Raw genomic sequence first — 21,074 nt, 5'->3', positions numbered from 1 at the left:
CCCGCCGGCCCCGCCGCCTGGTGGCGGGGCGCGCGCGACTCGTCCGGACGAGTCGCGCCGTGGCGGGCCGGGTGCCCGGTTCGAGGACCGTGGCAGCAGGTCGCGGGTCGGCGCGGATCAGTGCCGCGGGGCCGAGACGGCGCCCTCGAGGAGTTCACGGGCGGAACGCGACGGTACGGCGGCCCGCCGGGTCGCGACGGAGCCGGCGGCGGGCCGATGGGTCCGCGGGCGGCCCTGGAGCACGGCGTCCCGGCCGACCTGGCACTGCCGGCCGGGCGTCCGGGCGGTGTGGGCCGGGGCCGTGACGTCCGCCGGTTCGAGGCCGGCGGCGGGCGAGGAGACCGCGGTCGTCTTCTGTTCCGGTCCGACGTCCGCGACGGGCGAAGAGATGGGAGCCGTCTCCGCCGCCGACGCGGCGTCGGCGACGGGCGGGGACGCGAGGGCCGCTTCCACCACCGGCTCAGAGGCGGCGGACGGCTCCTGGGCGGACTCGGACTGCGGCAGCAGACGGTCCTCGTACATGATGGTCACCAGTACGGCGAGGGCCACTGCGGGCAGGGCGAGCAACGCGGCCATCGATCCTCACCCTTCCCGCGCCGGGACGCGTCGCTGCGGCTTTCGTCCGCCCGCCCATCGGGTCTCGCTCATGGTTCGAGCCTCCTGTCTCGACGACCGATCAGTGCCTCGGTGCGCCCTGCCTACCCGCGAAAATGTCCCGCTAACGCCCGTTTTCAGGCGGACCGAAATCGGCATCGCCCCGTTCCGGCCGCCCCGCTCCGGCGGCCGGCACCTACCCGTTAGTAACGTAGGTGGAGGGAGCCCTTCCTTCACTCACAGAGGAGACGAACGCCATGAAGACGCGCGAGGTGCACCTCGTATCCCGCCCCCAAGGCTGGCCGGAGCCGACGGACTTCGCGCTGGTGGAGCGGGAGCTGCCGGCTCTCGGCGAAGGGGAGGTGCTCGTCCGCAACGTGTTCATGTCCGTCGACCCGTACATGCGCGGACGGATGAACGACGTGAAGTCCTACGTCCCCCCGTTCGGCCTGAACGAGGCCATGACCGGCGGCGCGATCGGTGAGGTCGTCGAGTCCCGCTCCCCCGACCTGAAGCAGGGCGACCTCGTCCTGCACGACCTCGGCTGGCGGGAGCACGCGGTGGCGCCCGCCAAGCGGTTCCGCGCGGTGCGGCCGGTCGAGGGCGTGTCTCCGTCGGCCTACCTCGGCGTCCTCGGCATGCCGGGGCTGACGGCGTACGTGGGACTGCTCGACGTCGCCGGCCTCAAGGAGGGCGACACCGTCTTCGTGTCGGGCGCGGCCGGGGCCGTCGGCTCGCTCGTCGGCCAGATCGCCCGGTTGCGCGGCGCCGCCCGCGTCATCGGCAGCGCCGGGTCGGCGGAGAAGGTCGCGTACCTGACCGACCGGCTCGGTTTCGACGCGGCCTTCGACTACAAGTCCGGCCCGGTGCGCAAGCTGCTGGCCGAGGCCGCCCCCGACGGCATCGACGTCTACTTCGACAACGTCGGAGGCGACCACCTCGAAGCGGCGATCGAGGCGTTCAACGTCCACGGGCGGGCCGCAATCTGCGGCGCGATCTCGATGTACAACGCCACCACCCCGCAGCCCGCCCCGCGCAACCTGCCGCTCATCATCGGCAAGCGCGTCACCCTCCAGGGCTTCATCGTCAGCGACCACTCCGCCCGGTTCGGCGACTTCGTCCGCGAGGTCGGCGGCTGGCTCGCGGAGGGGCGGATCGAGTTCGACGAGACGGTGTTCGAGGGCGTCGACCACGCCGTCGAGGCGTTCCTGGCCATGCTGCGCGGCCGGAACACCGGCAAGATGATCGTCCGGCTGTAGCGGGACGACCCGCCGGGCCGCGGTCGCCCGGGGCCCGGCGGGTGTCGCGCGTTCGGTTCAGACGGACGTCACGACGGTCCGTTCAGGCGGCGCGCGGCCGGAGGAACACGGCGGTGACCGCGAGGGCGACCAGCACGAAGATCGTGCCGACGGTGAACGCGACGTTCACGCCGTGGGTCAGGCCGCCGTGCCGGAGCGCCGGTCCGTACACCGAGACCAGCACGGCCATCCCCAGCGCGCCGCCGACCTGCTGCGCGGTCTGCAGCGTGCCGGACGCGGCGCCGGAGTCCTCGCGCCGCACCCCCGCCAGTACGGTCGCCGTGACCGGGAGGAAAACCACGCCGGCGCCCAGCCCGAAGAAGAGCATCGGCCCGAGCACGCCCGACGCGTACCCGCTGTGCGGCGACAGTTGGGTGAACCACACCATCCCCACCGCGATGAGCGGCAGGCCGGCGAGCAGGAGCCGTCGCGGGCCGACCCGTGGGACCAGCCGCGGGGTGATCCGCGCCATGACGAACAGCAGCCCCGACATCGGCAGGAAGGCGACGCCCGCCTTCAGCGGGCTGAACCCCAGGATGTTCTGCAGGAACTGGACGATGAAGAAGAACATCCCGAACATCGCCGCGGCCAGCAGGAGCATGACCAGGTAGGAACCGGCACGCGCCCCGTCGGCGAACAGCCGCAGCGGGATGACCGGCCGTTCCGCCCGCGTCTCCACGGCGACGAAGGCGCCGAGGAGCAGGACGCCCCCGGCGAACGCCGCCAGGGTGACGCCATCGCCCCAGCCGGCGTCGGCCGCGCGGATGAAGCCGTACACCAGCGCGACCATGCCGGTGACGACCGTGACCGCGCCCGCGACGTCGAGGCGGCCGCGATGGCGCTCGGTCTCCCGGAGGATCCGCGGGGCGAGGAACAGGACGACGGCGCCGACCGGAACGTTGATGAACAGCACCCAGCGCCACGACGCCCAGTCGGTGAGCAGGCCACCCAGGACGAGACCGATCGAGGCGCCGGCCGACGAGGTGGCCGAGAAGACCCCGAGCGCCCGGTTGCGCTCCGGCCCCTCCTGGAAGTTGGTGGCGATGAGCGCGAGCGCGCTCGGCGCGGCGAGGGCCGCGCCGACGCCCTGCGCGACACGGGCGGAGAGCAGCCACGCGGCCGAGCCGGAGAACCCGCCGAGCAGCGAGGCGAGGGTGAAGACCGCGATGCCGACGATGAACGTACGCCGCCGCCCGAGGATGTCGCCGGTCCGGCCCCCGAGCAGGAGCAGCCCGCCGAACGCGAGCGAGTAAGCGTTGGTCACCCACGACAGGCCGGTCGCGGAGAAGTGGAGGCTGTGCTGGATCTTCGGAAGGGCGACGAACATGACGCTCGCGTCGAGCACCACCATCAACTGGCAGGCCACGATGACGGCGAGCGACAGCCCCGGGTGACGTGTTCGTCGTCGCCGCGGCTCGGAGTCGAGCGACGGCTCGCCCATCTGGACGGTCTGCTGGGACATGGGTCGTAGACTCCTCGTGCAGGAAGGGTTACGGCCGTCCCCCGAAGTGGCTGTCGGGGATCGGCCTCTAACCGGAGGGTGCCTCCGAAACAATACGGAGGTAGCCTCCGGTTGGCAACCGCGCTTTGGGAGGGGCGATGTCGACGACCACCGGGCAGCGTCCGATGCGTGCCGACGCACGCCGCAACTACGAGCGGCTGCTGGCCGAGGCGAAGTCCTCGTTCCTCGAGCACGGCGCGGACGCGTCACTGGAGGAGATCGCCCGGCGCGCGGGCGTCGGGATCGGCACGCTGTACCGCCACTTCCCCACCCGCCTGGCCCTCCAGGAGGCCGTCTACCGCGAGGAGATGGACCAGCTCGCCGCCAAGGCGTACGAGCTCGCCGAGACCGCTCCTCCCGAGGAGGGGCTGGCGGCCTGGATCCTGACCATCTCCGAGTACTCCCTGAAGAAGCGCGGGCTCACGCAGACTCTGAAGGCCGTCATCGACCTGCGGTCGGAGACGTTCGTGCGCTGTCACGAGGACATCGAGCAGGCCGCCGAGACGGTCCTGACCCGGGCACAGGAGGCCGGCACCGCCCGGCCCGACCTCCGGCCCTGCGACGTGCTCCGCCTGGCCCACGCCCTCTCCGTGGCGAGCGAACGAGCGCCGGAGGACACCGAACTGCTGCTGTCGTTCATGATGGACGGGCTGCGCCCTCGGTCCTGACGACGTTCCGTCCCGTCCCGACGCCGACAAGGTCGGCCGCGGCGTGGTCGACCGCGCGGTGATTCATCGCATATTCGACTGGCAGCGGGAATTCGCCCGGCGTTGTAGTCGGTTGCCTCCATCGAATCCGCGCCCGTCCGCGGCGCGTCGACGGAGAGAGGTGGCATGGCCGCGACGGCGAACGAGACGATCGAGGTGACACCGGCCCATGCCGGTCGGCTCCGGTTGGCCCTCGTCCTCGGGGCGCTCAGCGCCATCGGTCCGCTGTCGATCGACATGTACCTGCCGGCCCTGCCGAAGCTGACCCACGACCTGTCGGCCGGGGCGTCGCTCGTTCAGCTGACCCTGACGGCCTGCCTCGTGGGTCTGGCCGTCGGGCAGGTCGTCGCCGGACCGGTCAGCGACACCTGGGGACGACGCCGGCCGCTCCTCGTCGGCGTCGTCCTCTACACGGTCGCCTCGCTCCTGTGCGCCGTCGCCCCGAGCGTGCCGATGCTGATCGCGCTGCGCCTGGTGCAGGGCGCGGCGGGCGCGGCGGCCATCGTGATCGCCCGCGCCATCGTCCGCGACCTGTACGACGGGCCGGAGGCCGCCCGGTTCTTCTCCCTGCTGATGCTGGTCAACGGCGTCGCGCCGATCGCGGCGCCCGTCATCGGCGGGCAGCTGCTGCGCCTCACGTCGTGGCGCGGGGTGTTCGTGCTCATCGCGGTCCTCGGCGCGCTCATGGTCGCCGCCGCGGGGACCGGACTGCGCGAGACCCTCCCGTCGGGCGCGCGCCACACCGGCGGGCTGGGCTCGGCGCTCCGGACGTTCGCGGGGCTCTGCGCGGACCGCGTCTTCGTCGGCTACGCCCTGTCGGGCGGCCTGGCCTTCGCCGCGATGTTCGCCTACATCTCCGGGTCGCCGTTCGTCGTCCAGGACATCTACGGCCTCTCGCCCCAGGCGTACAGCCTGATCTTCGCGGTGAACGCCCTCGGCATCGTGGCGGCCGGCCAGGTCAGCGGGCGGCTGGTCGGCCGCGTCCCGCTGCGGACGCTGCTCACCGCCGGGCTGTGCGTGTCCCTGGCGGGCGGCGTGGCCCTCGCCGTGGCGATCGGGACCGGTCTCGGCCTGCCGGGCGTGCTGCCCGCGCTGTTCCTCGTCGTATCCGCGATCGGGCTCATCACGCCGAACGCCACCGCCCTCGCCCTGACCGGCCGCCCGCCCGCCATGGCGGGCAGCGCCTCCGCCCTGCTCGGCCTCGCGCAGTTCGTCATCGGCGGGGTCGCGGCGCCGCTCGTCGGCGTCGCCGGCTCGCACACCGCCGTGCCCATGGGCGTGGTCATCGCCGCCCTGACCGCCGCCGCGCTGCTGGCCTATCTGGTCCTCACCCGGGGGCATCGACCGATCGGTTGATGTCCGGGATCCACCGGAGCCGTACCCGACCGGTCGATCCGCCGGCACCCCGCCGCGGGCCATCCTCGAAATCCGCCACCACGGAGACGAGGAACGAGAGGCCATGCCGGTCATCGAGGTCAGGAACCTGCACAAGCGGTACGGAGCGAAGGTCGCGGTCGAGGACGTGTCCTTCGCCGTGGAGGAAGGTGAGATCTTCGGCGTCCTCGGCCCCAACGGCGCGGGCAAGACCACCACGGTCGAGTGCGTCGCGGGGCTGCGCGCCCCCGACCGCGGCACGGTGTCGGTGCTCGGTCTGGACCCGCGCCGGGACCGCGTCGAGCTGACCCGCCGGCTCGGCATGCAGCTCCAGGCGAGCCGGCTGCCGGACAAGATGAAGGTCCGCGAGGCCGTGGACCTGTACGCCTCCTTCCACGACCGGCCCGCCGACCCCGAACGACTCATCGAGGATCTCGGCCTCGCCGACCAGCGGGACACGCGCTTCGGCCGGTTGTCCGGCGGCCAGCAGCAGCGGGTCTCGATCGCGCTCGCGCTCGTCGGGAACCCGCAGGTCGCGATCCTCGACGAGCTGACGACCGGCCTGGACCCGCAGGCGCGGCGCGACACCTGGCAGCTGATCGAGGACGTGCGGGACCGGGGCGTCACGATCGTCCTCGTCACCCACTTCATGGAGGAGGCCGAGCGCCTCTGCGATCGCCTCGCCGTCATCGACGGCGGCCGGGTGATCGCCGTCGACACCCCCGCCGGTCTGGTGGCACGGGTCGCCCCCGAGCAGCGTGTACGGTTCCGGCCCTCCGCGCCCCTCGACGACCGCCTGCTGCAGGACCTGCCCGAGGTACGGACCGTCACCAAGACGGGCGGGCAGGTCGTGGTGACCGGGACCGACGGTCTCGTGCAGGCGGTCACCTCGGTCCTCGCCCGCAACCACATCATCGCCGCCGACCTGCGCGTCGAGCAGAGCAGTCTCGACGACGCGTTCGTCGCGCTGACCGGCCGCCCCCTCGACCCGCCGACCCTTTAGGAGACCCCCATGCTCGCCAAGCTCACCTACCTGGAGCTCAAGCTCTTCACCCGCGAGATCGTCCTGCCGGCGATCGTCCTGCTGCTGCCGCTCGCGCTGCTGCTCGGATTCGGGTTCCAGCCCGGTGCGAACAAGGCCCAGCACGACCTCGGCGGTCAGACGACCGCCGAGTACATGGCCGCGCTGGGCGTCGGGATCGCGCTGGCCATCCTCGGCCTCACGGTCCTGCCCGCGACGCTCGCGTCGTACCGGGAGAAGGGGGTGCTGCGCCGCATGGCCACGACGCCCGTCCGTCCCGCCTATCTGCTGATCGCCCAGGTGCTCCTCTACGCCGTCATGGCGGTCGTCGTCGTCGCTCTGATGATCACCGCCGCCCGCGTCCTGTTCGGCACGCCCGTGCCCGAGCGGTTCCCCGCCTTCCTCGCGGCGGTCGTCCTCGGCCTGGCCGCGCTGTTCGGGATCGGGCTCGTCATCGCCGCCGTCGCGCCGAGCGCGAAGGCGGGCAACGGGATCGGCATGGTGCTGTTCTTCCCCAGCATGTTCCTCGGCGGGGTCTACATCCCCCGGGAGCAGATGCCGGACGCGCTTCGGGCCATCGGCGACTACACTCCGCTGGGCGCCACTCTGAAGACCATGCGGGACTCCTGGATGGGCACGGAGCCGCGCCTGGCGCAACTCGCCATAATGGCGGCGTACGCTCTGGTCGCCGGGCTCGCGGCCGCCAAGCTCTTCCGCTGGGAGTAGACGATGGGAGTGCCCTCGGACGGCCTCGACCGACCCTCGGGCGGCCCCGACCGACGCGAGGCGATCCTGATCCGGGTCATCCCGTACGGGGCACTCGCCGTCTCCACGCTCCTCGTGCTGCTCGCCGACGCGAAGACGCCCGCTCAGGTCTGGACGACGTTGGGCCTGGCGGTGACGGCCGCCGGGTGGATGCTGATCGTCGCTCTGCCCGGCACGTCCGCTCCAGGGCCACGGCTGGGCGGCGTCTACTACGCCGGCCTGCTCGTGCTGTTCGCGCTGCTGATCCTGCGCAGCCCGCTGTTCGGCCTCTTCGGCTGGACGGGCTACCCGCAGGTGACCTACCTGCGGGGGCGCTGGAAACAGGTCGGCGTGGTGGCGACGGCGCTGATCGTCTCCGTCACCTACATCGGCGGTTTCCAGTCACTCGGCGCCGCGACCGTCCCGGTCTACCTGATCCTCGCCGCGGCCACGGGCGCCGTCGGCATGCTGTTCACGTTCCTCGAGTTGAGACAGCGGGCGACCCTCGACCGGCTGGCCGAGGCCAACGCCGCGCTGGAGGCCGCGCTGGAGGAGAACGCCGGGCTGCACGCCCAGCTGCTGACCCAGGCGCGCGAGGCCGGCGTGCTGGACGAGCGCCAGCGCATGGCCCGCGAGATCCACGACACCCTCGCCCAGGGCTTCACCGGGATCGTCGCCCAGTTGGAGGCGGCCCGGCAGAACCCCGGCGAGTGGCGGCGCCACGCCGACCAGGCACAGGCCCTCGCCCGCGACAACCTCGCCGAGGCGCGCCGGTCGGTGGAGGCACTGCGGCCGCCGCATCTGGACGAGGCACGGCTGCCGGAGGCCATCAGCGGCCTGAGCGAACGCTGGTCGCGCACCTCCGGGATCTCCGTCGGCGTCGAGACGACCGGCGAGCCCCGGCCGATGCTGCCCGACGTGGAGGTCGCGCTGTTCCGCGTCGCTCAGGAGGCGCTGACCAACATCGCCAAGCACGCGGGCGCGTCCCGGGTCGGCCTGACCCTGTCCTACCTCGACGACGTCGTGCTGCTGGACGTCCGTGACGACGGCGTCGGCTTCGACCCGGCCGCCGACGGGCGTGGTTTCGGGCTGACCTCGATGCGGCAACGGCTGCTCCGGGTGGCCGGCCGGCTGGAGATCGAGAGCAGTCCCGGTGAGGGCACCGCGATCAACGCGACCGTCCCCGCCCTGACCGTGGGAGCGAACCCGTGATCCGCCTGCTGATCGTCGACGACCATCCGATCGTCCGGGACGGCCTGCGCGGGGTGTTCGCCGGTGACCCGGGTTTCGAGGTGACCGGCGAGGCCGCCAACGGAGCCGAGGCGCTCGCGCTGGCCGACGGCGTGGACGTCGTCCTCATGGACCTGCGGATGCCGGAGATGAGCGGCGTCGAGGCGATCACCCGGCTCCGCGAGACCCACCCCGGCGTGCGCGTCCTCGTCCTCACCACCTTCGACACCGACAGCGACGTGCTGCCCGCCATCGAGGCCGGGGCCACCGGCTACCTGCTGAAGGACGCCCCGCGCGAGGAATTGATCCGGGCGGTCCGCGCGGCGCACCGCGGCGAGTCGGTGCTGTCCCCGTCCGTCGCCGGCCGTTTGATGGGCCGGGTGCGCGGCCCCTCCCCCGGCGCGCTCAGCAAACGCGAGCGCGAGGTGCTCGCCCTCGTCGCCGACGGCACCACCAACCGGGAGGTGGCGCGGCGGCTGTTCGTCAGCGAGGCGACCATCAAGACCCACCTGCTGCACATCTACGACAAGCTCGGGGTCCGGGACCGTGCCGCCGCCGTCGCCAAGGCGTACGAACGCGGGCTCCTCCCCTGACGGGAGGGGACGGCGGCGGCCCCGGTCTCAGTGCGCGCCGGTCCCGGTCAGCGACCGTACGGACAGTTCGGTGAACCGCTCCGCGTCGGTCCGGTCCCGGCCGAGGAACGTGCCCACGACCGCGCACAGGAACCCGAACGGGATCGACACCAGGCCGGGGTTGTCGAGCGGGAACCAGTGGAAGTCGATGCCCTTGGGGAACAGCGACAGGCTCCGCCCGGTGACCGGGTCGACCTTCCCCGAGACCACCGGTGAGAAGACGACCAGCACGATCGAGCCGACCAGCCCGCCGTAGATCCCGGCCACCATTCCCGCGGCGTTGAACCGGCGCCAGAACAGCGCGAAGACGATCGCGGGGAGGTTCGCCGACGCGGCCATGGCGAAGGCGAGCGCGACCAGGAACGCGACGTTGAGGTTCTTGACGAAGACCGCCAGCACGATGGCGACCGAGCCGATGAGGAAGGAGGAAGGCCGCGAACCGCGCCACGGCCACCTCCTGCCGCTCGCGCGGCCGGCCCAGCATCAGCACGTTGCCGAAGTAGTCGTGCGCGAGCGACGTGGCCGACGCCATGACCAGGCCGGCGACCACCGCCAGGATCGTCGCGAACGCCACCGAGGCGACGAACGCCAGCATGACGTCGCCGCCGATCCGGCCCGCGACGTGCCGGCCGAGCTCGCGGGCCAGCAGCGGCGCGGCCGTGTTGCCCGCCGGGTCGTGCGCGAGGATCTCCCGCCGTCCGACCAGCGCGGTGGCGCCGAAGCCCAGCGCGATCGTCATCAGGTAGAACGCGCCGACCAGGCCGATCGCCCAGTTCACCGAGGTACGCGCGGCCCGGGCGTCCGGGACGGTGTAGAAGCGCGTGACGATGTGCGGCAGACCGGCCGTACCCAGGACGAGGGCGAGCGCCAGGCTCACGAAGTCCAGCTTGTTGAACAGCGTCTGCGACGAGTGCCCGGCGACCTCCTTGCCGTACCTCAGGCCGGGTTCGAGGAACGCGTGCCCCTTGCCGCTCGCTCCGGCGGCCGCGCCCAGCAGGCGGCTGAGGTCGAAGCCGAACCGGCCGAGGACGAGGACCGTCATCAGGGTCGCGCCGAACATCAGCAGCGCCGTCTTGACGATCTGCACCCAGGTGGTGCCCTTCATCCCCCCGAAGGTGACGTAGCAGATCATCAGCGCGCCGACCACGACGATCGTCGTGACCTCGGCCGTGCCGGCGGACATGCCGAGGAAGGTCGCCCCCGGCCGCACGCCGAGGAGCAGGGCGATGAGCGCGCCGGCCCCGACCATCTGCGCGATGAGGTAGAACACCGAGACCGTCACCGTGGACACCGCCGCCGCGATCCGCACGGAGGACTGCCGGTGTACGCGCTGGACGAGCACGTCGGCCATCGTGAAGCGGCCGGTGTTGCGCATCAGCTGCACGATCAGCAGCGCCGGCAGCCAGGCGACGAGGAAGCCGATGGAGTACAGGAAGCCGTCGTATCCCGACAGCGAGATGATCCCGGCGATGCCGAGGAAGGACGCCGCGGACATGTAGTCGCCCGCGAGCGCCAGGCCGTTCTGCGGGCCGGAGAACCTCCGCCCGCCGGCGTAGAAGTCGACCGCCCCGTCGGTGTGCATCCGCGCCCAGACGGTGATGGCCAGGGTGACGCAGACGAGCGCGATGAACAGGCCGAACGTGATGGTCCGCCCGTTGCCGGCCAGAGCGTCCGCGCCGGCGAGGGTCATCGGGTCCCTCCCGTCCACGGCCGGGTGGCCGGGCCGCGCCACGAGGGCGGCGTGCCCGGATCGGCGGGCGACCTCATCCCGTCCGGGGGCGTCGGTCCCAGGAACGGGGCCATCCCGTCCGGCGGCGTGGCACCCGGCAATGACGCGGCCCCGTCCGGCGGCGTGACGCCCAGGAACGGCCGCTCACCTCCGGGCGCGGCGCCGTACGAGGGACCGGACGAGCCCGCCGCGCGGCGGCGGACCGCCTCGCCGACCCGCTCGTCGGCGTCGGCCACGATCTGGGCGGCCAGGGGGTCGAGGACCGCCCCGGCGTAGCGGGTGTAGCGCCAGGCGAGCACGAACGCCGAGGCGAACTGCAGGAGACCGCCCACCAGCGCGACGTTGACGTTGCCGAAGACCCGGTACGCCATGACGTCACGGGCGAAGGCCGACGCAAGGACGTAAAGGAAATACCACCCAAGGAACGTCGAAACGAAAAGGATCGCTAATCTCCGAAATTTCCCTTTCAGCAGGGCGAATCTTTCATCTTGCCTTATCGCCACTAGACGGGCGCGATCCCGCGGATCCGTTCTGCGGCGTGGCGATGGCCGTGACCCGGTGACCATGCCGTACCTCTCTCTGCTCGGCCGTGACCGTACGTGGCCCACTCCGTAATGAGATCAGACCGGCGCGCGTCGCATTCACCACTTCACAGGAATTCGCCCGGCGAAAACCCGGGCTCCCCGGCGAGGTCCGCCGGGGAGCCCGTCCCTCACCGGCGGCCGCGGCGCGCCAGCGCGGTCAGCGCGAGCGCCAGGGCCGGGGCCATCGCCGCGGCGAAGCACCACCCGAGCGGCAGCCGGCCGACCAGCTGACCGACCGCCGCCGCACCGGCCGAGGAGCCCGCGTTGAACGCGGTGTTGACCCAGGTGCCCGCCCGGGTACGGCCGCCGGGCGCGGCGGACTCCTCCGCGAGCAGGTAGGCGGTGGTCAGCGCGGGCGCGACGAACAGTCCCGCGACGCCGACGACCGCCGACAGGACGTACAGGTCCGGCGCCGTCCCGGCGGCCGCCAGCGGCACCGCGACGGCGACGGTCAGCACCGGGAGCCGCGTCCGTCCGGACATCCGCCAGGCGCGCGCTCCGTAGGCCAGGCCGCCGACGGCGCTGCCGACGGAGAGCGCCGCCTCGGCCCACGCGGCGCCGGCGGCCTCATGACGATGGGCGGCGAAGGCGACCACGAGCAGGCCGAGCGCGCCCAGGCACAGGCCGACCCCCGCGGAGAGGACGACCGGCCGCCCGAGGCCACCGAGGAGACCCGCCCGCGGTCGGTGCGCGCCGGAATCATCCTCGGCCGGGGGCGCCGCCTCCCCCGCCCCGGCCCGGGACCGGGCGACCGGAGACGAGACCAGGGCGAGGGTTCCGGCGAGGACGAGCCCGGCACTGGCGGCCAGGCCCGCGGCCGGGGCGAGGAGCGCGGCGAGCAGGCCGGCCAGCAGCGGCCCCGTCACGAACAGCAGTTCCTCCGCGACGGTGTCCAGGCTGTACGCGCGCTGCAGCAGGCGCCGATCGGGCAGCAGGTCGCTCCACAGCGTGCGCATGACCGGGCCGAGCGGAGGCGGGAACGCGCCCGCCCCGAGCGCGAGGACGGCGACCGGAACGGCGGACACGTCGTGCCGCGCGGTGAGGATGGCGAGCGCCGCCAGCAGCAGCGCGTACGCGACGGCCATCGGCGGCAGCGCGCGCCGGGGCCCGTACCGGTCGATCAGCCGGGCGCGGACCGGGGACAGCACCGAGACGGTCAGGCCGAACAGCGCGACGGCGGCGCCGGCCGTGGCGTACGAACCGGTCGCGCCCGCCACCGCGAGCGTCAGGGACAGCGAGACCATGCCGTACGAGAGACGGCCCAGCAGCGCGGCGCCGAAGGTACGGCGAGCGTGCGGAGCGCGCAGGACGGCGGCGTACGAGAGGGAGGGAGAAGACACGAGAGGGTTCCTCAGGGGAACCGGCGCGCGAGCGCCGAAAGCGTCAGGGGACACCGAAGGACCGCGCGACCAGGTGGGCGCGGTCAGAAGTGGCGTCTAGACACGGGGAGGAAACACGCGGATCACCTTAGCGCGTCGGCGGTGCCCTTGCGCCGAGGGTCAGCGTCGCCGTGACACTGACCGGAGCCCTGATCACTGGCATCCACTGCGCTCTTGCGGCAGCATCCGCCAGAGATCACCACTGCCGTCGGCGGCTCTGGACAAGATACGGGCGGGGCCGGGACGATTCGTGATCGTGAACCAGGGTCTGCGGCTGCGATCAGCCGAACCGGATGACTACGATCGCATCGTCGGGGTGGTGGACGACTGGTGGGGGCGGCCGGTCAGGTCGATCCTGCCCCGCCTGTTCCTGGATCACTTCCACCGCACCAGCCTGGTGGCCGAGGACGGTGACGGTCTGGCGGGGTTCCTCATCGGACTCCTGTCTCCTTCGATGCCCGACGCCGCCTACATCCACTTCGTCGGCGTCGCGCCCCGTCTTCGGGGCAACGGGCTGGCCCGTCTCCTTTACGAGCGGTTCTTCGATCTCGCCGTAGCCGAGCACCGCACGACGGTCAAGGCGATCACCTCGCCGCAGAACCGCGCTTCCATCGCCTTCCACACCGCGATGGGCTTCACGGTCACCGGCCCCGTCGCCGACTACGACGGCCCCACGGTCGACCGCGTCGTCTTCCAGCGCCGGCTCTCTGCGGATGCTCAGCCACATTGACGTCGGCTTTGACGCACCGAGCCCGGCGAATCGGTCATCCACCCGCCGTCAACGACGGCATCATGCCCACGGCGGCGGCGAAGTACGGCTGACCCGTCATCGGTGCGGTCGGGTCAGCGGCGGCGGGGGTTCGCCCTCCGGGTGGGTTCGGCGGTGGCGGGGTCCTCGGGCCAGGGGTGACGGGGGTAGCGGCCGCGCAGCTCGGCGCGGACGTTCCGGTAACCCTCGCGCCAGAACGAGGCCAGGTCGGCGGTGACGGCGGCGGGCCGGCCGGCGGGCGACAGCAGGTGCACGAGGAGCGGCACCCCGGCGACGCGCGGCGTCTCGGTCCAGCCGAACAGCTCCTGCAGCTTCGCGGCGAGGACCGGCCGCTCGCCGGAGTAGTCGACTCGGATCCGTGAGCCGCTCGGCACCGTGACGCGCTCGGGGGCGACGTCGTCGAGCCGGGCGGCGCACTCCCACGGCAGCAGGCCGCGCAGCAGCGCGGCCACGTCCACGCGGGCGAGGTCGGCGCGCCGGCGGGCGCCGCCGGCCGCCAGGTCGAGGGAGTCGAGGAGCGCGTCGTCGTCCATGGCCGGCCACGGCGGGCCGAGGACGCGGTGGCAGAACGCCAGCCGGGCGCGCAGGTCCTCCGCCTCGCGAGTCCAGGTGAGCAGGCCGAGCCCTTCCCGGCGCAGACCCTCCCGCAGCGCCGCGCGCACGAGGCCGGGGTCCGGGTCCGGAAGCGACACGGCCGACAGTTCGATCGCGCCGAGGCGTTCGACGCGGCGGGCGACGACGTCGCCCCGCCAGGCGACCTCCTCCTCCATCGTCGCGCCGACGGCCAGCCGGGCCACCTCCTCGTCGATGGGGACGGCCTGCCGGATCCGCGCCGCCGGGGCGCCGGCGGGCCGGTCGGCGACCGCGATGGCCAGCCACTCGGAGCCGCCGAGCGCGGAACCCCTGGCCGGTTCGGCGGCGGTCCCGGACGCCATCAGGTACCCGCCGCCCGCGCGGGCGCGGGCGACCCGCTCGGGGAAGGCGAGGGCGACCACGACGCCCGCCGTCGTCTCGTCGTCCGGCCCGGACTCGGCGGCGTCCGGGACCGCCCGCCGGAGCCGGCGCGCCTCGTCCCGCCACCGCGGGTCGCCGCGCAGGCCCCGCCACTGCCTCATGAGGTCCTCGTCCGCCCGCTGCTGGTCGGACAGCACCGCCACCACCTCGGCGGCCCGCGCGCCGACATGCTCCGCGCCGTCGAGGAGGGCGCGGGCCAGGCGGGGGTGGACGCCGGCGCGGGCCATCCTCCGGCCGCGTTCGGTGGCCCTGCCGTCGCCGTGAACGGCGCCGATCGTCCGCAGGGTCTCGCGGGCGGCGCGCATCGCGGCGGGCGGCGGGGGGTCCAGCAGCGCGAGGCCGGTGGCGTCCGGGTCGCCCCAGCAGGCCGCCTCCAGCGCGAACCCGGTCAGGTCGGCGAGCGCGATCTCCGGTCGCGGACGCTCGGGGAGCCGCTGGTGCTCGGCCTGCGTCCAGCACCGGTACACCGTTCCCGGCGCCTCGCGCCCGGCGCGCCCGGCGCGCTGGTCGGCGGCGGCCCGCGACGCCCGTACGGTGGTCAGCGCGCCGAGCCCGCGCGCGTGATCGGTGCGCGGCTCCCGGGACAGCCCGGCGTCCACGACGGCGCGGACGCCCGGCACGGTCAGGCTGGACTCGGCGACCGACGTGGCCAGGACGACGCGCCGCCCGCCGTCCGGGCCGCGCAGGACCTCCTCCTGCACGTCGGCGGAGGCCCGGCCGTGCAGCCGCAGCACGTGGAGGCCGCCGAGGCTGCGCGCGACCCGGTCGATCTCGGCGACGCCGGGCAGGAAGCACAGCACGTCGCCGTCCCGCTCGGCCAGCGCCCGGCGGACCGTGGCCGCGACGTGGTCGAGCAGCGCCGGGTCGACGGACAGGCCGTGCGGCGGCCGTACCGGACGGGGCGGCGGCGCCCAGACGACCTCCACCGGATGCGCGGCGCCGTCGGCGGCGACCACCGGCGCGCCGCCCATGAGCTCCGCCCAGGGGCCGGTGTCGGCGGTCGCCGACGCCGCGACGAGCCCGAGGTCGGGGCGCAGGGTCGCGCGGACGTCGAGGAGGAACGCGAACGCGGTGTCGGCGTCGAGGTGACGCTCGTGGCACTCGTCGAGGATGACGACGTCGGCGCGCACGTCGGGGTCGCGCTGCAGGCGGCGCAGCAGCACGCCGGTCGTGACGACCTCGACCGCGCTGCCCGGCCGGCGTTCGCCCCGGATGGCGTACCCGACCCGGTCGCCGACCGGCTCGCCGAGCATCCAGGCCATCCGGCGGGCGGCGGCGCGCGCGGCGAGCCGACGGGGCTCGGCCACGATCACCCGGCGGCCGGTCTCCGCCAGGGCGAGCGGCACGAGCGTGGTCTTCCCGGTCCCGGGAGGCGCGGCCAGCACCGCCGTCCCGGCGGAGTCCAGGGCGGCGCGCAGCTCCGGCAGCGCGGCGGAGACGGGCAGATCGGACGAGCGCACCCCACCAGTGTGGCGGACCCGGCAGCGGCGCCCGTCAGCCCGGGCTCTTGTCGCCCTCGTGCAGCGCGTGCCGGGCGAGCACGAGTTCGACCAGCTCGAGCGGCCGCGACGACGAACGGCCGGAGAGCCGTTCGAGGGTTCGCAGCCGGTTGAGCACCGTGTTGGGATGGCAGTACAGGCGCCTCGCCGCCGCCGTCGCCGACCCGCCGGACTCCAGCCAGGCGTCCAGCGTCTCCAGGAGCAGGCCGCGCTTGACCGGATCGAGCGCGGTCAGGCCGTCGAGGACCGAGCGCCGGAGGTGCTCGGCCAGTTCCGGCTGGGAGACCACGAGCGCCGCCGGCAGCCGCCGGTCCAGGCGGGCGACCTCCGCGCGCGGCGACCGGCAGGTGCGCAGCGCGAGTTCGGCGAGCCACCGGGCGTGGCCCAGGTCGGCGGGCGAGTCGACGACCGGGCTCAGACCGACGTGATGGCAGGCGTACGCGCGCAGGACCTCGGTCAGGTCGTCCAGGCCGGCGTCGCCGAGGTCGACCACGGCGAGGTGGGCGTCGGCGCGCAGCCGCCACAGGAAACGGATCCCGTTCACCGTCTCGGGGCGGCCCGCGATGGGCCGGCTCAGCGCGTCGTCCTGCCGGAGCACCGCCACGGCGAACCGGCCGCGCGCCGGCAGGCCGAGGACGGTGGTCGCGGCCGCGAGCAGCCGCCCGTCCGCGCCGCGTCCGTCCAGCAGCGCGTCGACGATCGCCTGAACCTGCTCCTCGTCGCGCCGGAGCAGTTCGAACTCCGTACGGCGGTACGCCTCCGCGGCGACGCTCGACTGCTCGTCGATGGTCTGCCAGACCCGTACGGCGTGGTGGGCGAGGGCGGGCAGCTGGTCGGGGTCGTGCTGCGCGGCGACCTCGACGAGCGACTCCCAGAACACCCGCCCCGCCAGCCGGTACGAACGCAGGAGCTGGTCGAGGGGCAGCCCCTGCTCGGCCCGCCGGCGGCCGAGCTCACGGGCCCAGCGCAGGTCGGCGCGCCGGCTCGGATCGAGGATCGCCTCGATCCCGTGCCGCAGGCCGATGTGGCAGGCGTCCCACAGGTCGTCGGTCAGGCCGGCGGGCCGCGCCACGTCGCCGCTGAGGATCTCGGCGGTCAGCCGGTCCGCGAGGTCGGGCAGCCGCGTGACGAGACGCGAGGCCGCTCTGCGGGTCAGCGCGCCCGCGGAACGGCCGGTCGTGCGGGCACGGGCGTCCACACGTCACCTCCAGGGCCGGTGATCGTTCATCGTCCCACCGCCGCCCCACGGCCGCCAGCGTCCCGCCGCCGCCGGCCGCCCGCTCTGTGGCCGGGCACAGCCGCGGCGCCCTCGGGTTGTGCCGTCGCCCCGGTTTAGGAACGCCCTCTGGACGTGCCCCCGGATGCCTGCTGCCGTATGGGCGCGAAAGTCCCTTTTCCTCTGGAGGAACCCTCGTGTTGCATGGGCGGGAGCGCGAGCTCGCGGTCGTGGCGGAGACCCTGAGTCGCGTACGAGACGGCGGCGGCGCGGCGCTGGCGGTCGTCGGGGATCCCGGAACGGGGCGGACGGCCCTGCTCGAGCACGTGCTCGGCCGGGCCACGACGTCGTTCCGGACCCTCGGCACGTCCGGCTTCGAGCAGGAGACGGCGTTGCCGTACGCGGGTCTGCACAAGCTGCTGTGGCCGGTCTCCGACCGGATCGGCCGGCTGCCGGCGGCCCAGGCGGCGGCCCTGGCCCCCGTCACCGGGGAGGGCCCGGCGCCGTCGGCCGAGCCGTTCGTCCTGGGCACGGCGGTGCACCGGCTGCTGACGGACGCCGCGGCCGACGGCCCGGTGCTGTGCTGGGTGGACGACGCCCACCTCCTGGACCGCGTCTCCCTGAACGCGCTCGCCTTCGCCGCCCGCCGGCCCGGAGACGAGCCCCTCGCCATACTGCTGACCGCGGGCCTGGAGACATCCGCCGCGACGGACCGGCTGCGCGGCGTCCCGTCGCTCCGGCTCGGCCCGCTCGGCGACCGGGCGGCTCGCGCCTTACTGGACGACCTGCTCGGCGCGGAACCGGGCGCGGACCTGGCGGCCGACCTCATCGACCTGGCCGCCGGCAACCCGCTGGCCCTGTCGGAGCTCGCCGCCGCGCTGACGCCCGATCAGTTGGCCGGCGCGGCGCCGCCCCCGGCCGCGCTGCCCGTGCACAGCCGGCTGCGCGCCCTGCACCGGCGGCGCTACCGCGCCCTGCCGTCCGACGCGCGGCGGGTCGTACTGCTGGTCGCCTGCGACGAGAGGCTGGAACTCCGAACGCTGGCCCGCGCGGCCACCAGAGCGGGCGTCGACCCGCGGGCGCTGGAGACGGCCCGGCGATCCGGTCTGATCCGCGTGGACGGGGAGACCGTGGAGACCCCGGACCCGCTGATCCGGTCCTCGCTGTACGCCGACGCCTCTCTCGCCGAACGCCTGGCCGCGCACCGGGCCCTCGCCGCCGTACTCGACCAGGACCGGCTGCGGCAGAGCCGGCACCGCGCGGCGAGCGCCGGTGGGCCGGACGCCCGGCTGTGCGAGGAGCTGGTCTGCGAGGCGGCCGCGGCGCGCCGGTCCGGCCGGCACGCGGACGCCGCGCCGGCCTGGCGGCAGGCCGCCGCGCTCACCGCCGACGCCGGTGGCAGGGCGGTCCGGCTGCTGGCGGCCGCCACGGACTCCTGGCTGGCCGGCCGCACCAGGACGGCCCGTTCACTGCTGCGCGCCGCACGCCCGTACGCGCGTTCCGACGAGCTCCGGGGACTGTCCGGCCTGCTGTACGGGCAGATCGAGCTGCGCGACGGCGCGCCGGCCTCGGCGGTGCAGATCCTGGTGGACGCCGCCGACCGGCTGGCGGGCTCCCACCGGACGCGGGCGGTGCTCGCCCTGATGTTCGCGGCGGAGGCCGGCTGCGTGGCCGGGGACCATCGTCAGTACCGGAGGATCGGCGAACGGGCGGCCGCGATCGCTCTGGACGGCGTCCGCACGCCGGTGGCCGAGCTGATGCTCGCCCATCTCGACGGCATGGCGGCGACGTTCGGCGGCCGGCACGACGAGGCCGCCGGTCCGCTCCGGCGGGTGCTGCGGCTCGCCGAGGGTCTCGACGGCTGCGCGGCGAAGTCCTGGGCGAGTCTCGCCGCGTTCGCGCTCGGCGAGGACCGCAGGGCCCGGGACCTGGCGACCATGGCGGTCACCCGGGCACGCCTGCGCGGGACCGCCGCGCTGCTGCCGTGGGCGCTGAGCACTCTGGCGCTGACCCAGGTGAGCCTCGGCGAGTTCGCGGCCGCGACGTCCGTGAGCCTGGAGGGGCTCCGCGCCGCGCGGGCGTGCGGTCAGGAGAACTGCGCCGCCGATCACCTCGCCATGCTCACGTTGCTCGCCGCCGTTCAGGGCGACCGGGACACGGCGCGGGCGCGCGCGAACAGCGTCGCCGAGGCGGCGAAGAAGCGCGGCCTGACCCGGCCCGCGGCGTTCGCGGCGTGGGCCCTCGGCTGCCTCGACCTGGCGGACGACCGCCCGGAGGAGGGCGCGGCCCGCCTGCGGTCGCTGGCCGGAACGCGCCCGGCGGACCTGTTCACCCGCGTGCTCGCGACCCCCGACTTCATCGAGGCGGCGGTCCGCTGCGGCGACCGGGAGGGCACCGAGACCGCGCTGGCGGCGTTCGACCGCTGGGCGCGCAGCACGGCCGGCCCCGCCAGAACCGCCCTCGCCGAACGCTGCCACGCGCTGCTCGCCGAGGACGACGCCGCCGCCGAGGAGCACTTCGCCGAGGCGCTCCGGCTGCACCGTCAGGGCGGTTCGGCGTTCGAACTGGCGCGGACGGAGTTCATGTACGGCCGGCGGCTGCGCCGGAGCCGCCGGCCGCGCGCCGCCCGCGGCCACCTCCGCGACGCCCGGCAGCTCTTCGAACACTGCGGCGCCGCGCTCTGGGCCGAACGGGCCCAGGCGGAGCTGCGCGCGGCGGGCGAACCCGCCGAACCGGGCACCCGGCGCCGTACCGACGACCTCACCCCCCACCAGCGGGAGATCGCCCGGCTGGTCGCCGACGGAGCCACCAACCGGGAGATCGCGGCGCGCCTCGTCCTCAGCCCCCGCACCGTCGACCACCACCTGCGCAACATCTTCGTACGCCTGGGCGTCCGCTCCCGCGTGGAACTGGTCCACCTCTTCCGCTGACCGCAACAGCGCCGAGGATTTTCGTCGTCCCAACGACAGAAACCCTCGGCACAAGCGTGGACGGCCCGCCGGGGCGCTGGGCGCCCCGGCGGGCCGTCCACTTCACCTGGCGTCAGGTGGCCAAGAATGTGCGGACGGCGGAGAGTACGACGGTGTCGGTCAGGTAGGTGAGGTGGTTCTCGCACGCCACGTAGTTGTTGGTGGCGCCGTTCAGCTCCGTGCTGGTGTAGGGGTTGATGACGCCGTCACACGGCGAGTACCAGGTCGCGTACTTCGTGTCGCCGGGCGTCTCGTCACCCGACGACAGCGTCGTGATGAACGACGAGCCGGGGGTCATCTCCTGGCAGGTGACGTACACCTCGCACGCCAGCGCGGCGGTGGTGCCGTGGTTCGCGCCCGCCAGTGACGCCAGGTGGCGGACGTACTGCTGGCCGCCGAGCTCCTTGATGTACCAGAGGCTGACGAGGCCGCCCATCGAGTGGTTGACGATGTCGACCTTGGCCGCGCCGGTCTGCTGCCGTACCTGCTGCACGTACGAGGCGAGGGACGCCGCGTTGGTCTTGTTGTCGCCGTAGGAGTCGTAGTTGAAGGCGTACAGCTCGTTGGCGCTGTAGCCGGCCGCCTCGAACACCGCCTCGGCGGTCACCCAGTTGCTCGAGTTGCCGGTGTAGCCGTGGACGAACACGACGGGCGTGTGGCCGGCGGCGTGCGCGGTCCCGATGGTGCCGAAGACGACGCCGACGGCGGCGAGGACGGCCGCCAGCAACGAGCCAAGTGTTCGGCGCATGAACTCCTCCTGCGGGGTGGAAGGGGCGATACGCCGCAGAGTCTCCGGCTCCGGAGCCGACCCCGC

At 74.0% G+C, this 21,074-nt stretch carries 16 protein-coding genes and 1 pseudogene; 9 read left to right on the top strand and 8 right to left on the bottom strand.

Annotated features, from left to right (window positions below; all coding sequences use genetic code 11):
• Positions 1-117: 117 nt before the first annotated feature.
• Positions 118-576, bottom strand: a complete 459-nt coding sequence (locus tag AB0L00_RS25375) for a hypothetical protein (protein WP_364438771.1) — start codon at positions 574-576, stop codon at positions 118-120.
• 275 nt (positions 577-851) lie between these two features.
• Here AB0L00_RS25375 and AB0L00_RS25370 point away from each other — a divergent pair, with 275 nt between their 5' ends.
• Positions 852-1,853 carry an NADP-dependent oxidoreductase gene (locus tag AB0L00_RS25370; protein WP_364438768.1) on the top strand — a complete coding sequence of 334 codons (1,002 nt, stop codon included), beginning with the start codon at positions 852-854 and terminating at the stop codon, positions 1,851-1,853.
• Positions 1,854-1,935: 82 nt separating this feature from the next.
• Here the strand turns inward: AB0L00_RS25370 and AB0L00_RS25365 are convergent, their stop codons facing one another.
• The gene (locus AB0L00_RS25365; protein ID WP_364438765.1) at positions 1,936-3,354 is read right to left on the bottom strand and encodes an MFS transporter; all 1,419 of its coding nucleotides are present in this window, start codon (positions 3,352-3,354) and stop codon (positions 1,936-1,938) included.
• A 137-nt stretch (positions 3,355-3,491) separates the two neighbouring features.
• On the opposite strand from AB0L00_RS25365, the gene AB0L00_RS25360 reads away from it, so the two are divergent.
• The 6 genes from AB0L00_RS25360 to AB0L00_RS25335 all read left to right on the top strand — a co-directional run bounded on the left by AB0L00_RS25360 (position 3,492) and on the right by AB0L00_RS25335 (position 9,062).
• Entirely contained in the window at positions 3,492-4,061 is a 570-nt protein-coding gene (locus AB0L00_RS25360) for a TetR/AcrR family transcriptional regulator (protein ID WP_364438762.1), read from the top strand.
• A 165-nt stretch (positions 4,062-4,226) separates the two neighbouring features.
• A complete protein-coding gene (locus AB0L00_RS25355) occupies positions 4,227-5,456 on the top strand; it encodes a Bcr/CflA family multidrug efflux MFS transporter (RefSeq protein ID WP_364438759.1) in 1,230 nt (409 codons plus the stop codon).
• Positions 5,457-5,559: 103 nt separating this feature from the next.
• Positions 5,560-6,477 (top strand): ABC transporter ATP-binding protein, encoded by a 918-nt coding sequence (locus AB0L00_RS25350; protein ID WP_364438756.1) that lies wholly within the window; start codon positions 5,560-5,562, stop codon positions 6,475-6,477.
• Positions 6,478-6,486: 9 nt separating this feature from the next.
• A complete protein-coding gene (locus AB0L00_RS25345; RefSeq protein ID WP_364438753.1) occupies positions 6,487-7,221 on the top strand; it encodes an ABC transporter permease in 735 nt (244 codons plus the stop codon).
• Positions 7,222-7,224: 3 nt separating this feature from the next.
• Complete coding sequence (locus AB0L00_RS25340; RefSeq protein WP_364438750.1) at positions 7,225-8,451, top strand: sensor histidine kinase; 1,227 nt, start codon at positions 7,225-7,227, stop codon at positions 8,449-8,451.
• On the top strand, positions 8,448-9,062 hold the full coding sequence (locus AB0L00_RS25335) for a response regulator transcription factor (protein WP_364438747.1): 615 nt from the start codon (positions 8,448-8,450) through the stop codon (positions 9,060-9,062). The genes AB0L00_RS25340 and AB0L00_RS25335 overlap by 4 nt, the downstream gene beginning before the upstream one ends.
• Before the next feature lie 27 nt (positions 9,063-9,089).
• On the opposite strand, the pseudogene AB0L00_RS25330 reads toward AB0L00_RS25335, so the two are convergent.
• From AB0L00_RS25330 to AB0L00_RS25320, 3 genes and pseudogenes are all read right to left on the bottom strand, one after another.
• A pseudogene (locus AB0L00_RS25330) lies at positions 9,090-10,791 on the bottom strand (cation acetate symporter).
• On the bottom strand, positions 10,788-11,396 hold the full coding sequence (locus AB0L00_RS25325) for a DUF485 domain-containing protein (protein ID WP_364438744.1): 609 nt from the start codon (positions 11,394-11,396) through the stop codon (positions 10,788-10,790). The pseudogene AB0L00_RS25330 and the gene AB0L00_RS25325 overlap by 4 nt, the downstream one beginning before the upstream one ends.
• A 146-nt stretch (positions 11,397-11,542) precedes the next feature.
• Positions 11,543-12,754: an MFS transporter gene (locus AB0L00_RS25320; RefSeq protein ID WP_364438741.1), complete on the bottom strand. Its 1,212-nt coding sequence runs from the start codon at positions 12,752-12,754 to the stop codon at positions 11,543-11,545.
• Positions 12,755-13,049: 295 nt separating this feature from the next.
• Between AB0L00_RS25320 and AB0L00_RS25315 the strand changes: the two genes are divergently transcribed.
• On the top strand, positions 13,050-13,523 hold the full coding sequence (locus tag AB0L00_RS25315) for a GNAT family N-acetyltransferase (RefSeq protein WP_364438738.1): 474 nt from the start codon (positions 13,050-13,052) through the stop codon (positions 13,521-13,523).
• Positions 13,524-13,636: 113 nt separating this feature from the next.
• Here AB0L00_RS25315 and hrpB read toward each other — a convergent pair whose 3' ends face one another.
• Positions 13,637-16,036, bottom strand: a complete 2,400-nt coding sequence (hrpB, locus tag AB0L00_RS25310; protein ID WP_364438735.1) for an ATP-dependent helicase HrpB — start codon at positions 16,034-16,036, stop codon at positions 13,637-13,639.
• A gap of 34 nt (positions 16,037-16,070) precedes the next feature.
• A complete protein-coding gene (locus AB0L00_RS25305; protein WP_364438732.1) occupies positions 16,071-17,273 on the bottom strand; it encodes a helix-turn-helix domain-containing protein in 1,203 nt (400 codons plus the stop codon).
• Between the two features lie 215 nt (positions 17,274-17,488).
• Here AB0L00_RS25305 and AB0L00_RS25300 point away from each other — a divergent pair, with 215 nt between their 5' ends.
• Entirely contained in the window at positions 17,489-20,221 is a 2,733-nt protein-coding gene (locus tag AB0L00_RS25300) for an AAA family ATPase (RefSeq protein WP_364438729.1), read from the top strand.
• Between the two features lie 112 nt (positions 20,222-20,333).
• Here AB0L00_RS25300 and AB0L00_RS25295 read toward each other — a convergent pair whose 3' ends face one another.
• A complete protein-coding gene (locus AB0L00_RS25295; RefSeq protein WP_364438726.1) occupies positions 20,334-21,008 on the bottom strand; it encodes a triacylglycerol lipase in 675 nt (224 codons plus the stop codon).
• Positions 21,009-21,074 lie beyond the last annotated feature (66 nt).

The organism is Actinoallomurus sp. NPDC052308 (genome assembly GCF_040679195.1).
Classification (GTDB): Bacteria; Actinomycetota; Actinomycetes; order Streptosporangiales; family Streptosporangiaceae; genus Actinoallomurus; species Actinoallomurus liliacearum.
Note: the sequence above shows the minus strand (reverse complement) of the source record. Positions and strands in the feature narration are given on the sequence as shown.

What these genes read in the sequence shown, in the direction of transcription:
- AB0L00_RS25370 (WP_364438768.1), top strand. Translation starts at nt 852, where the DNA reads ATGAAGACGCGCGAGGTGCACCTCGTATCCCGCCCCCAAGGCTGGCCG.
- AB0L00_RS25350 (WP_364438756.1), top strand. Translation starts at nt 5,560, where the DNA reads ATGCCGGTCATCGAGGTCAGGAACCTGCACAAGCGGTACGGAGCGAAG.
- AB0L00_RS25340 (WP_364438750.1), top strand. Translation starts at nt 7,225, where the DNA reads ATGGGAGTGCCCTCGGACGGCCTCGACCGACCCTCGGGCGGCCCCGAC.
- AB0L00_RS25295 (WP_364438726.1), bottom strand. Translation starts at nt 21,008, where the DNA reads ATGCGCCGAACACTTGGCTCGTTGCTGGCGGCCGTCCTCGCCGCCGTC.
- AB0L00_RS25365 (WP_364438765.1), bottom strand. Translation starts at nt 3,354, where the DNA reads ATGTCCCAGCAGACCGTCCAGATGGGCGAGCCGTCGCTCGACTCCGAG.
- AB0L00_RS25325 (WP_364438744.1), bottom strand. Translation starts at nt 11,396, where the DNA reads ATGGTCACCGGGTCACGGCCATCGCCACGCCGCAGAACGGATCCGCGG.
- AB0L00_RS25360 (WP_364438762.1), top strand. Translation starts at nt 3,492, where the DNA reads ATGTCGACGACCACCGGGCAGCGTCCGATGCGTGCCGACGCACGCCGC.
- AB0L00_RS25375 (WP_364438771.1), bottom strand. Translation starts at nt 576, where the DNA reads ATGGCCGCGTTGCTCGCCCTGCCCGCAGTGGCCCTCGCCGTACTGGTG.
- AB0L00_RS25355 (WP_364438759.1), top strand. Translation starts at nt 4,227, where the DNA reads ATGGCCGCGACGGCGAACGAGACGATCGAGGTGACACCGGCCCATGCC.
- AB0L00_RS25345 (WP_364438753.1), top strand. Translation starts at nt 6,487, where the DNA reads ATGCTCGCCAAGCTCACCTACCTGGAGCTCAAGCTCTTCACCCGCGAG.